This is a genomic window from Levilactobacillus yiduensis (genome assembly GCF_024718525.1).
Taxonomy (GTDB): domain Bacteria; phylum Bacillota; class Bacilli; order Lactobacillales; family Lactobacillaceae; genus Levilactobacillus; species Levilactobacillus yiduensis.
On sequence record NZ_JAMXAZ010000003.1, the window covers coordinates 126,173 to 138,042 of the forward strand.

Annotated in this window: 13 protein-coding genes; 1 reads left to right on the forward strand and 12 read right to left on the reverse strand. The window is 54.2% G+C overall.

Translation table 11 applies throughout. The annotated features are described in order from the left end of the window. Positions 1 to 505: 505 nt before the first annotated feature. A complete protein-coding gene (locus tag NGM66_RS02970; protein ID WP_125575649.1) occupies positions 506 to 1,144 on the reverse strand; it encodes a redox-sensing transcriptional repressor Rex in 639 nt (212 codons plus the stop codon). Positions 1,145 to 1,459: 315 nt separating this feature from the next. Here NGM66_RS02970 and NGM66_RS02975 point away from each other — a divergent pair, with 315 nt between their 5' ends. Next, positions 1,460 to 3,412: an ABC-F family ATP-binding cassette domain-containing protein gene (locus tag NGM66_RS02975; protein ID WP_258115372.1), complete on the forward strand. Its 1,953-nt coding sequence runs from the start codon at positions 1,460 to 1,462 to the stop codon at positions 3,410 to 3,412. 90 nt (positions 3,413 to 3,502) lie between these two features. On the opposite strand, the gene NGM66_RS02980 is transcribed toward NGM66_RS02975, so the two are convergent. The 11 genes from NGM66_RS02980 to NGM66_RS03030 form a co-directional block, all read right to left on the reverse strand. Next, positions 3,503 to 4,219 carry an SDR family NAD(P)-dependent oxidoreductase gene (locus NGM66_RS02980; RefSeq protein WP_208910542.1) on the reverse strand — a complete coding sequence of 239 codons (717 nt, stop codon included), beginning with the start codon at positions 4,217 to 4,219 and terminating at the stop codon, positions 3,503 to 3,505. A gap of 96 nt (positions 4,220 to 4,315) precedes the next feature. Then, on the reverse strand, positions 4,316 to 5,359 hold the full coding sequence (gene tsaD, locus NGM66_RS02985; RefSeq protein ID WP_208910546.1) for a tRNA (adenosine(37)-N6)-threonylcarbamoyltransferase complex transferase subunit TsaD: 1,044 nt from the start codon (positions 5,357 to 5,359) through the stop codon (positions 4,316 to 4,318). A 587-nt stretch (positions 5,360 to 5,946) separates the two neighbouring features. Next, on the reverse strand, positions 5,947 to 6,537 hold the full coding sequence (gene rimI, locus NGM66_RS02990; protein ID WP_208910549.1) for a ribosomal protein S18-alanine N-acetyltransferase: 591 nt from the start codon (positions 6,535 to 6,537) through the stop codon (positions 5,947 to 5,949). Continuing rightward, positions 6,521 to 7,246: a tRNA (adenosine(37)-N6)-threonylcarbamoyltransferase complex dimerization subunit type 1 TsaB gene (tsaB, locus tag NGM66_RS02995; RefSeq protein ID WP_258115373.1), complete on the reverse strand. Its 726-nt coding sequence runs from the start codon at positions 7,244 to 7,246 to the stop codon at positions 6,521 to 6,523. Before tsaB ends, rimI begins: the two co-directional genes overlap by 17 nt. Positions 7,247 to 7,416: 170 nt before the next feature. After that, positions 7,417 to 8,154 carry an acyl-[acyl-carrier-protein] thioesterase gene (locus NGM66_RS03000; RefSeq protein ID WP_208910554.1) on the reverse strand — a complete coding sequence of 246 codons (738 nt, stop codon included), beginning with the start codon at positions 8,152 to 8,154 and terminating at the stop codon, positions 7,417 to 7,419. Positions 8,155 to 8,159: 5 nt separating this feature from the next. Continuing rightward, complete coding sequence (gene rsmI, locus NGM66_RS03005) at positions 8,160 to 9,041, reverse strand: 16S rRNA (cytidine(1402)-2'-O)-methyltransferase (protein ID WP_208910556.1); 882 nt, start codon at positions 9,039 to 9,041, stop codon at positions 8,160 to 8,162. Positions 9,042 to 9,055: 14 nt separating this feature from the next. Further along, a complete protein-coding gene (locus tag NGM66_RS03010) occupies positions 9,056 to 9,394 on the reverse strand; it encodes a DNA replication initiation control protein YabA (RefSeq protein WP_208910557.1) in 339 nt (112 codons plus the stop codon). 29 nt (positions 9,395 to 9,423) lie between these two features. Beyond that, positions 9,424 to 10,437 (reverse strand): DNA polymerase III subunit delta', encoded by a 1,014-nt coding sequence (gene holB / locus NGM66_RS03015; protein WP_208910558.1) that lies wholly within the window; start codon positions 10,435 to 10,437, stop codon positions 9,424 to 9,426. Positions 10,438 to 10,446: 9 nt separating this feature from the next. Continuing rightward, positions 10,447 to 10,776, reverse strand: a complete 330-nt coding sequence (gene darA, locus NGM66_RS03020; protein WP_208910559.1) for a cyclic di-AMP receptor DarA — start codon at positions 10,774 to 10,776, stop codon at positions 10,447 to 10,449. A gap of 26 nt (positions 10,777 to 10,802) precedes the next feature. Continuing rightward, entirely contained in the window at positions 10,803 to 11,447 is a 645-nt protein-coding gene (gene tmk / locus NGM66_RS03025) for a dTMP kinase (protein WP_125575632.1), read from the reverse strand. Between the two features lie 168 nt (positions 11,448 to 11,615). Then, positions 11,616 to 11,867 carry a YaaL family protein gene (locus NGM66_RS03030; RefSeq protein WP_208910560.1) on the reverse strand — a complete coding sequence of 84 codons (252 nt, stop codon included), beginning with the start codon at positions 11,865 to 11,867 and terminating at the stop codon, positions 11,616 to 11,618. Positions 11,868 to 11,870 lie beyond the last annotated feature (3 nt).

The following is an 11,870-nucleotide window of genomic DNA, read 5'->3' on the forward strand; positions in this document are numbered from 1 at the left end:
CGGCGGGTTAGGGCTTGTCAACGACTCCGATATCAATTAGAGACGACTATGGGCTTTCGTTACTAAGGGTTAACACCATTAGTAGTTAATCATCCGTGTCGCCGAGAGTCCACCAAATATGGGTTCAGCCGTGGGAGTTACCTAAACGGCATGACTTTTCATGCCGCTTAGGTAACTGGCGTCTTTGAGACGCGGTCTTTCGGCTCAAAGGCGAGGTGTCGAGACCGACCTTTGGCTCGACCCGTCCGCCCACCGCGTTCCGACCCATATTTGGTGGACGGTAGGCGGCCAGCCCGGACCGTGTGTCTGCAAATAACTAGTTTTATCTTGTTATTTTTCAGTTCTTCCGTAATCCCCCAATTAATTCAGGCCGTTGTCTATAATTGCACAATCACAAGGCTATTTTGTGAAGGGCTTTTTGCCGATAGATTGGCAATTTTTCCGGCGATGGCTTCACAAAGCGTAAACAAAAAGTCGTAATCCCCCAAAAGATTACGACCCCGTTCTATTCTTTGCTGTTGTAGTGTTCCAAGAAGTAGATCAACGTTTGTAATTCGTTGGTCAAGTCCACGTTTTGGACCCGGACATCCTTAGGAACGGTGACCCGTAATGGTGTGAAGTTCAAAATTCCCTTCACCCCGCCGGCAACGGCATCGTCCGTGACGGATTGGGCCACGTCAGATGGGACCGTTAAGATGGCCACTTGAATCTGTTGTTCTTCCAACTGTGTCCGCAACTCCGTCATTGGATAAATCGGCACGCCGCTTTGAATCGTGTTGGCAATGTCTGCGTTCACGTCAAAGGCCGCACTGATACGGACGTTGCCGTCTTGGTGGAAGTTGAAGTTCAACAGGGCATGGCCCAAATTCCCAACCCCGATCAAGGCCACGTTGGTCAGCCGATCTTGGTTCAGAATTTTCTTAAAGAACTTAATTAAACTTTCAACGTCGTAGCCGTACCCCCGCTTACCCAGGGCACCGAAGTATGAAAAGTCTCGGCGAATGGTGGCAGAGTCAACTTTAACTGCCTCAGATAATTCAGTCGAGGAAACACGCGTCTTATCCGCGTCCAACAGGATGTTTAAGTAGCGGTAGTAAATGGGGAGCCGCTTCGCTGTGGCGCGGGGAATCTTTTGTTCTGTCAAAAACGAGACCTCCTAATCAATCTTGCTGATCACTGCCAAACCGGCAATAACCATTTCTCTAGATGATAACCTGATTGTGAAATTTACTTTCTTACAAATTATAGCATAACCGCCTGCCTTGTGAAAGAAATTGCAAGTATTTTTCACAATTATTTAGGAATTTCGGTCTAATTGCAGAATATGCTAAAATAGACATACTGAGGTTTCGGCCAAACTGCCGCACAAACCCAAGACTTTCAGAACGGACAGTGACTTACCATTGCCCGCTGAAATATACCTTAAAAATAACTTTAACCCCATCAAGGAGGTCATACCGTGATTCTTTTACAAGTCCAACAGGTTACCCGGCGTTTCGGGGCGACCGTCTTATTTGAAAATGTCACCATGGACGTCCCCGAGCATGGCCGCGTGGCACTGGTTGGCCGCAACGGTGCTGGGAAATCCACTTTACTTAAAATGATTGCTGGCGAAACCACCCCGGACGTCGGCCAGATTACCACAAAACGGGGATTGACCATGGGCTACCAAGCCCAAAATGCCGGACTCGCCTCATCGAAGACCGTCTGGAACGAAATGCTTGACGTCTTTGCCGAGGTTCGCGCCACAGAAAAACGGATCCATGAGTTGGAACAGCAGATGAGCGACCCGGCCGTCATTGCCGATGCCGAACAGTTCCAACAGGTCAGCGCGACTTACGACCAGCTCCAACAAGACTTTAGCGACCACAACGGCTACGGCTACCAAGCCGAAATTCGGGGTGTGCTCCACGGATTTGAATTTGGCGAAGAATACTACGACAAGCCCATCAACGAGCTTTCCGGTGGGCAACGGACCCAACTGGCCTTAGCCAAGCTGTTGCTGGAAAAGCCCGACCTCTTGATTTTGGACGAACCGACCAACCACTTGGACGTCGAAACACTCACCTGGTTGGAAGGCTATCTGCAAGGTTACTCCGGCGCCATTTTAGTCGTTTCCCATGACCGGTACTTCCTGGATCACGTGGTCAACGACGTCTATGACATGGCACACGGCGGGCTGGACCATTATCCTGGCAACTATTCACACTACATCGATGCCAAGGCTGAGCGGCTCAAGCGGGAATGGAAGGAATACGACAAGCAGCAGACCGAGATCAGTAAGCTCGAAGACTTCGTGAATAAAAATATCGTGCGGGCCTCGACCACCAAACGGGCCCAGGCTCGGCGGAAACAATTGGAAAAGATGGACCGCATGGCCAAGCCTGAAGGCGATGAAAAGGTCGCCCGTTTCACCTTCAAACCCCACCGACAAAGCGGTAACGTGGTCTTGGACGTGGTCAACGGGGCGGTTGGCTATGACGATCAGATACTCTGCGCACCGGTCAACCTGGACATCAAAAAACACCAGGCTGTGGCCATCGTCGGCCCCAACGGCATTGGTAAGTCCACCCTATTGAAGACGATTCTCGGGCGGATTCCTGCTATTCAAGGCCAGATCATCTTCGGTACCGGCGTTGACACCGGCTACTACGATCAGGACCAAGCCACGCTGCACGAGAAGAAAACGGTGCTCCACGAACTGTGGGACGACCATCCGACAACTCCCGAGGGCGATATTCGCTCGATTCTGGGCAGCTTTCTCTTTACCGGTAGTGATGTCGACAAGACCGTCCACAGCCTCAGCGGGGGTGAACGGGCCCGCCTGTTGCTGACTAAATTAGCGCTACGCCATGACAACTTCTTAATGCTGGACGAACCAACCAACCACTTGGACATCGACAGCCGGGAAGTCTTGGAAAACGCGCTCAACGAGTTCGATGGCACGATTTTGTTCGTTTCCCATGACCGGTACTTCATCAACCAAGTGGCCACACAAGTCGTGGAGCTGGCGCCAACCGGGACGACCCGCTACCTGGGGAACTACGATTATTATGTAGAAAAGAAAGCCGAGCAAGACGCCTACGCCGCCAAGGAAGCCGCCGAAGCTGAAGCCGCTCACCCGACCGTTGACGCACCCAAGCAGACCCAGGTCGACTATCAACAGCAAAAGGAACAGGCCAAGGCCAAACGGAAACTGAGTCGTCAGGTCGATGCCCTAGAAAACAAGCTGGGCGAGTTGGAAACGCAGAAGACGACGGTCGAGACGGCCATGAGTTCTCCCGAGAACTTCAACGATGCCGAAAAGCTGGCCGACCTGCAGGAGCAGCTCACGTCAGTCACCGATGAACTGGCCGCGACCGAGGAGGACTGGACCGAAAAGAGCCTGGCCCTGGAAGATTTCGCGGATTAATCACCACACAAAGCGACGCAAAGACGCCCGCTCTAGCAGCACGATTCAGCTGTTAAAGTGAGCGCCTTTTTCATGCATATTTTTACTCGACTAAAGGGCCGTGTAGCCACCGTCGACGTTGATCGTGGCCCCGGTGACAAAGGATGCCTCATCGCTAGCGATAAAGGCAATGACGTTAGCAATTTCCGCCGGTTGGGCTAAACGACCAATTGGCATCTTGCTGACCATGGGCCCGGTCACTTCTGGTGGTAGCGTTTTCAAAAGCGGGGTTGCCACGTAGCCCGGAGCGACCGCATTGAAGCGGATCCCCTGCGCCGCATAGGTGACGGCTTGCGACTTGGTGTAGTTGGCTACGCCGGCCTTGGCTGCCGAGTAGGCTTGCGATTTAGCCGCGCCCACGACCCCCAGAATCGAGCTCATGTTGATGACGCTACCGCTCCCTTGCTTGACCATCTGGGCAACAGCAACCTTGTTGGTCAACATGACCCCCGTCAAATCAATGGCGATGACCTGATTCCAGTTGGCCACGTCGATGTCCGCGACGCCGGCCTTCTTCTCAGCAACGCCGGCGTTAGCGACCAGGATGTCCAAATGACCGTACTGGCTGACGACCTGCTCCACCATGCCCTGCAGCGACTGTTCGTCCGTCACATCCGTTTTGATGAAGGCCACGCTGGTGTCATCCGGTGCACTAACATCGGCCGAAATCGCCACGGCTCCCTCAGCGACGAATTTTTGCACGGTTGCCAGACCAATGCCTGACGAGCCACCTGTAACAACGGCAACCTTGTTCTCTAGTCTACCCATAAAGCTCACTCCTTTTGGGGTCAGTATACAGCAAAAGACCGGTGGCAAATAAGTCACTGCCGACCGGTCTAAAAATACTGTTTCGTTTGACTGCTTTTACTTCACGGGATCGGCAACCCAGTCGAATTCCAAACTGGGATCAGCGTTCAACGTGGCATCCGCAAAGACGCCGTGTTGGTAGGCCACGTAGGCGAAGGCACCGATCATGGCGGCGTTATCCCCGCACAGGTTCAGCGGTGCCTTGACCAAGTGGGTAACCGGATTACTTGCCAAATCACGTTCCAAACGTTCGCGCAGACCATGGTTAGCGGCCACCCCACCAGCCAAGATCAGTTGATGAACCGGGTAATCTGCCAGGGCCCGTTGCGTCTTTTCAGCTAAGACATCAACGACCGCTTGTTGGAAACTGGCAGCCAGGTCCTGCTTGTTTAGGGTCTCACCGATTTGGTCCGCGTGATGGGTCGTGTTGATGAAGGCACTCTTCAAGCCGCTAAAGCTAAAGTCGAAGTTATCGTCCTTCTCCATTGCCCGCGGGAAGTTAAACGTATCGTGTCCCTGGTGCGCCCATTCGTCGACGGTCTTACCGGCAGGATAGTTGACCCCCATGACCCGCCCGACCTTGTCGTAAGCTTCCCCAGCAGCATCGTCACGGGTCTCACCGATGATTTCAAATTCATTTTCGGCGGGCATGTACACCAGCTCCGTGTGGCCCCCAGATACCAGCAAGGCCATCGCTGGAAATTCAATGGGTTCCACGTAGCGGGCCGCATAGATGTGCCCGGCCATGTGGTTGACCGGAATCAGTGGCAGGTTGTGGGCAAAGGCCACCGTCTTGGCGGCCGTCACGCCGATCAACAAGGCGCCGACCAGACCAGGACCATAGGTAACCGCCACGGCGTCTAGGTCGTCGTAAGTCACCTGTGCCTCATCCAAGGCATCCTTGATGCACAGCGTGACCTCTTCGATGTGATGACGGCTGGCAACTTCGGGTACGACCCCACCAAACCGTTGGTGACTCTTGATCTGCGTGGCCACGATGTTGGACAAGATCTTATGGCCGTCTTCAATAACCGCCACACTCGTTTCGTCACAACTCGACTCAAACGCTAAGATTAAATTTCGCTTTTCCGTTGGACTCACTCCCTCTAAAATTCACGATAACTTGAAATTGTACATACCATTTGCCTCCGCCAGCCAGGGGTTCCGCCTGCTATGGGGAACGCCTCCAGCCTGAGGAACGGGCTTCCGGTTCGCTTCAAAGCCTCGCAAAATCCGCGAGTCTCTGAAGTCGTCCCACCCAGTAACCTGGCAAAAGACGCCAGCTAACTGGGTCGACACAGCTGGCTACACCCCTGGCTGTCTCCGGCGGGACTGATCAGTTCTGATCATTAATCAGCAAACCAGGATGCTGGTATCACTAGGAGACAACCGGTGAACTGACCACCAACTGCTGCTACCAACCACTACCGTAGCCGAGAGTTCGCTAGATATGAGTTCAGCCGTGGGAGTTTTCTAACCAGCAACGTTCCTTGCTGGTTAGAAAACTGGCAGCTTGGAGACGCGATTCACCGGCTCCAAGCTGAGGGTCGAGACCGCACTTTGGCTCGGCCCGTCCGCCCACAGCGTTCCGACTCATATCTAGCGAACGGTAGGCGGCCAGTACGACTCGTGTTGTCTATCTCTACCAGCTGCAGTTGGTGTCATTAAAAAAACGAGCGGCGAAGCGCCTACTCGTCATCCGCAGCTGATTCGTCAGCTAAATACAGCGTCATGTCCGCTGCGTCTTCGTGGTCACCGAAGTAGTAACCCCGCTTGATGCCCGTCTGTTCAAAGTCCAAGTCGCGGTAGAGCTTCTGGGCGTTTTGATTGGATACCCGGACCTCTAGACTAACTGACTTGTAATTCAACTTACGGGCCTTTTTGATCATGGTTTCTAACAGGAACCGGCCCAGACCACGGTTTTGATAGTCCGGCAACACCGCAATATTGGTGATGTGGGCGTCACGGGTCCGTTCGTCGAAGGTGCTGCCGATAAAAGCTAACAACTTGTCTTCCTTACGAATAACCAGGTACAGCCGGTCCTTTTCACGGCGCAGTTCGTTGGCAAAGGCCGTCGAATCCCACGGCGCCTTGCCGGCATAGACCGCCCGTTCGATCTCGATCATTTCCGGGATATCGGTAAAGAGCGCTTTGGCGACGAAGTACGTGACCTCCCGGATATCGACCCGGTGGTTCTTCACGTCCATGGCCTCCTCGCGCACCAGTTCTCGGCGGCTGCCAAAGATATTTTTATACCAGACTTTAAATTTTTTCAACATATGATTCGGTATCCTTCTTATTTGGGTTCTTAGCCTGCCATTCGGCCTCGGCTTGGGTCAGACGTAAATAATTTGGCACGAACCGGTCCACGTCAGCGACAGGGTCTAACTGTTGCCCCAGCAACCCGATTGTTGCGACTTGTGGCAGGTTCAGCCAGGAACTGATGCGTGGCGTGGCGGCCGAAACGGTCGTGTTGATCAGGTCCGTAAAGTGACTGGCATCCCCTAGGAACCAAACTGGTTCGGCGTACTCGGTGACGGCTTTTAGAAAATCCGTAATGTTGGTATGCGCATCCGCAATCACGGGCGTTGGCACGCCACCGGCAATCCGGTACAGTCCCGCAAAAACGTTTTGGTTGCGGGCATCAAACAACGGTGCCACCAGGGCGCCTTCGACAGGGACGTTGGCCGCTAACGTTTCAAGGCTCGATACCGCCACGAGATCAATGTCCAATGTGGCCGCAAGGGTCTTGGCCGTTGTCACGGCGATCCGAATTCCCGTGTATGAGCCGGGGCCGGCTGCCACGACAACGCGGTCTAAATCAGTGGGTTTGAGGTCGGCCATCGCGAGCAACCGTTCAATCTCGGGTAAGAGGTATTCCGCGTGCTTTTGGTGGACGGTGACCGTAATGGCCGCGAGAACCGTGTCGTCATCTAAGACGGCCACGCTCAACGGTCGATTCGATGTATCAATTGCTAAAATCTTCATATTTGCTTGCGTTCCCCTTCACTTTACGTCACCAGATTGGACTCGGCGTCAACTGATGACCGTACTGGCAGCTTCGGTCATCGTGGCCGTTTACTGCCTTTATCAGTTTACTATACTACCACAAAAGACTCGTGGCGACACCTGACCTGCTTAATCTGTTACAAAATCACTTAACGCGCCTGCCACTGAATGGTGGCCTTGGCTGCAATCACGTCGTCACGTTGGACTAAATGTTGTGAGGTCAACGTTTCAGCGGGTAATTGATACCCACTCGTCACTGGTTCGCCATAGGTTACTTCGTTTTCGAACCGAATCCGCACGTCGGCCGGTTGGTGCGTCCGCAAGAAGTCCGCGGGGAGCACGTCCAACATCCAGTCAAAGTAGTGGGCATTGTTCACGTGGCCGTTGCCATCGATATCAAAGTAGCGCACCGTGTACGGCTTAGCAGGTAAGTCCGTCGTCACGCGGTCCGGTCGGGGTAACCGCGGTAACCGCACCGACTGGGTGGACTGATACGGCGCCATGACCTCGGCCGGAATCGTCGCAATCTTGCGCGTCGCATAACTCATCGTGACCCAGATGCCTTCACCATAGGCCAATTGCTGGCCATCGGCGTCAAAGAGCCAGTATTCCCGGTACGCGAAGTATTTGTTATAGGACGTGGCCCGCGTCTTGAGTTGCACCTGGTCGCCCGTCTTGGGTAACGCCGTGAGTTGCAGGTGGTATTGGGTCACGACCCAACCGACCCCGTGAGACTGCACAAATTCAGTGGTCAACCCCAGCGCCGCATTCTGGTCCTCGGAGACCAGTACGAACAGGTTGATCAGCATCGCAAGAGTTAAATGGCCAGTATCATCCGCTTCGTAGTAGACGATCCGGTGTGGTTCAGAAAATTCATTGGCAGCCACCTGGGTCACTCCTTGTCTAAATGATGATACGTGTTGTAAATTGCTTGTTTCTTAACGCCGCGCAGGTTAGCGACTTCCTTGATGGCCGCGTTGGGTTTCTCACCCGCCGCAATCAACCGGTCGACCTGAACTTCAACGGGTTCGCTGAGGTCAACGGCCGTTGTCGCCGTCGTGGTGGGTGCGGGATTGCCGCCAACCAACACCACGAACTCGCCGCGCACGGTATCTGTTGCGGCCCATTCGGCCAACTCCGCCAACGTGCCACGCAAGAATTCCTCGTAGCGTTTTGTCAGTTCCCGGCACAATACTGCGGGTCGGTCATCACCGAACCCCGTGGCCAGGTTCTGTAAGGTCTTCTTCAGCCGGTGTGGCGCCTCGTAGAAGATCAAGGTCTCTGGTCGTTGCGCCAAGCCTTCGATTTCGGCCCGTTGATCTTTGGGCTTCCGGTCTAAGAAGCCATAAAAGTAAAATGGCTGGGGCGCTAACCCAGACGCAATCAACGCCGTCAATCCGGCATTGGCACCGGGTAACGGCACGACCGGAATGTGTGCAGCGATGCAGGCGTTGACCAACTCGTGGCCGGGATCCGAAATGGACGGCATCCCCGCATCACTGACCTGAGCAATGTCTAGTCCCTGTTGTAGCTTGGCCACTAACTGGGGGATTCGTTCCTGCGTGTTGTGCTCGTGAAAGCTAATTTGTTTGGTAGTAATTTCAAAATGGTTTAATAATTTCTGCGTGTTACGGGTGTCCTCGGCGGCAATCAAGTCGGCGTCCTGCAAGGTCTTCACCGCCCGAAAAGTCATGTCATCTAAGTTGCCGATGGGCGTGGGGACCAAATACAAGTGGCCCTGTGCCTCGGTCTTAAAACTGCGTGTTCGTTCCATTAAGTTGTGTCCTCCTACTGATCGCGATAAATAACTTCCAGGCAAAAGGCACACTCTTCATCTTGCTTGCGCCGGGTGCCGTAAAATTCCCGACACACGTGAAAGCCTTCTTCGTAGAGTTTCTCCAGAATCTGCCGGGACTTTGAGAGGCCTTGGGGGGTCTCCGGGTCTTCCGGCAACGTCTTTTGTAATTCCCGAACCAACTCGCGCAAGTGTTGATTCTCGATCTCAAGCTCGGCGTTTTGTTCAAACACCTGCGTCATCTGCGCTTGTAAGTCAGAGAATTGGGCAAGCATCTGCTGTAGCTGGCCCTCAAGACTTTTGAACTGATCATACACTTCTTCTTTATCCAAAGTTGCCACCCCTCCAATGCTGACTAGTCTTAGCGCATCTGCGCCAGAATCTGTAACGTTAAGGCTTCTAAGATTGCTTGAAAATTCAGGTTACCCGCCAATTGGCCGCGGGTCGCCAACGTTTCGGTCATGATGTTGACCAGCCGGTCGATCGACAACTGATGGGCAACGCGCTGACTGACCTGAGCTACCTGCGGATAGGCCAAATCAGCGGGATCCACCGTATTGGCCTGTTGGCGCAAGGCGTCGTGCCAGACCTGAACGACCATGTCTAAGACCACGCCTTGGCGGTCCCGATTGCTGCCCAGGGGCACGAGTTCAGTCTGCACCCGCACAAAGGCCCGCTCATCACGGTCGCAGCAAGCCGCGAACCATTGGCCCACCGCCGTCTGTGCATTTTGTAACCAGTCATCGGCCACCAACTCTTGTGCCGCACTGACACTTTCCGTCAGGGTGGTCAGCAAGTAGCGCTGACTGGGCACGATACCTGCCTGCGCCAGTGCCGTCGTCAACGCCTGGGGCGCGACCCGGATGAAATCAACAATCTGGGTCCGCGACAAAATCGTTGGTAAAATCAAATTTTTATTGGCCGTCAATAACAAAGCGACCGTGTTACCTACGGGTTCTTCAATGAATTTCAGTAAGCTGTTGGCCGCACCGGTCGTCATCCGGTCGACTTGATCAACGATGAAGATCTTTTGATTGCCCTCCACCGCGCTCTTGGTAAATTCCGCCTTGAGATAGCGGACCTGGTCGACCTTAATACGTTGCCCATCGGGAACGACGCTGACCACATCCGGGTGGTCGCCCGCCATGATGCGCCGGCACTCCGCGCACTGGCCACACGGCAAGCCGTCTGCAGTCACGTTTTGGCAAAATAAGCGCATGGCCACGGTCCGGGCAACTTCTTGCCGGCCGGTCCCATCCGCGCCGTTAAACAGGTACGCGTGAGCCAAATGATTCGATTGAATTAACTGCATGAAGTGGCTCACGAGTTGCGGCTGCAGCCGTTGGGCCGTGGCCACCACGGATTCTTCGCTCATCACTGCCTCCTAAAACCGGTGAAACTGCTCTACTGGCATGACAAACACCGTGGCACCGCCGACTTGGACCTCGACGGGATAAGCAGACGTACTGTCCAACTGCGCGTCCAGGTTAACCGGTGGCGTCATAAATTGTTGCCGCGTGTGGCTAGCTTCCTTGATCATGTTCAAGACCTCGTCGACCCGTTCGTCTTCGAGACCAATCATAAATGTCGTGTTCCCGGACTTTAAAAAGCCGCCGGTCGTCGACAACCGGGTCGCCCGAATGTCGTGGTCGATAAATTGATTACTCAAGCGATTGGCGTCTTTATCCTGAACAATGGCGATTAATAATTTCATACTGGGTTCCTCCCTTTATGCCGATGTTAAAAGTAAGCGTGTGCGGTCTGCTTGATCAACGCCAGCGATTGGGCGACCACGGTGGCCGGGTCCTGCGTGGCGTCGATCAACTTGATGCGGTCGGGATGAGCGGCCTGTAGCTTCAGGTAAGCCGCGCGGACCCGGTCGTGGAAGGCCGTTTGCTCGACATCGAGCCGGTCGACCTTTTGGGGATCACGATGCGCCTGAATGCGGCGCAACCCCACTTCAGCGGGGACATCGAAGTAAATCGTCAGCTCCGGCAGTAAGCCGTCCGTCGCAAATTCATTCATCTGGGCGACCGCGGCTTCCCCGATCTCTCGGCCGGCACCTTGATAGGCTACCGAGCTGTCCACGTAACGGTCACACAGCACTAATTTATCCGCTGCTAACGCGGGGAGAATCGTCTGGGCCAAGTGCTGCCGGCGCGCTGCCGCATACAGGAGCGCTTCCGTTCGGTAATCCATAGCCGTATTGGCCCGGTCTAAAATGATCGACCGGATACTTTCAGAAATCGGATTGCCACCGGGCTCTCTCGTGATCGTCAACCGGTCCCCTAAAGCGGGCGCAATTTCCGCGGTAATGGCCTGCAACGCGCTGGTTTTCCCGGCGCCGTCGGGTCCTTCAAAACTAATAAACGTTCCTGACAACATACTCGACCCCATTTTTGTTTGATAGTTATATTGTACTTGAATTCAGAATTGATGTCTATTGCATCGCTGGTTTCCCGCTAGTTTTGTCGCCACGGCTACCAGCCAAGCCACCACAAGCAAAAGGCGCACCAGAAAACACTCCTAGTCCGCCCCATCCTTGGTATTTAGCTAGTCTCGAAACACCGCCGCGGAAATGTGCTTGCCCTTGACCTGACGTCGCCGTGCTTCGCGGTACAAGAAAAGGTACGTTTGGCGCGCCAACGCCGTATTGGCCGTCATTTGATTATCGGCGTCCGCAATGGCTTCCTCCGTTTGCTTGGCGTGGTCCCAACGGTCTTTGGCATTGTCAATGGTCACCAACAATTGCTCGTCGTAAGCCGCTTTCAAGCGCGGGAGTTGTCGTTTCTTTCGTCCAAACATGCA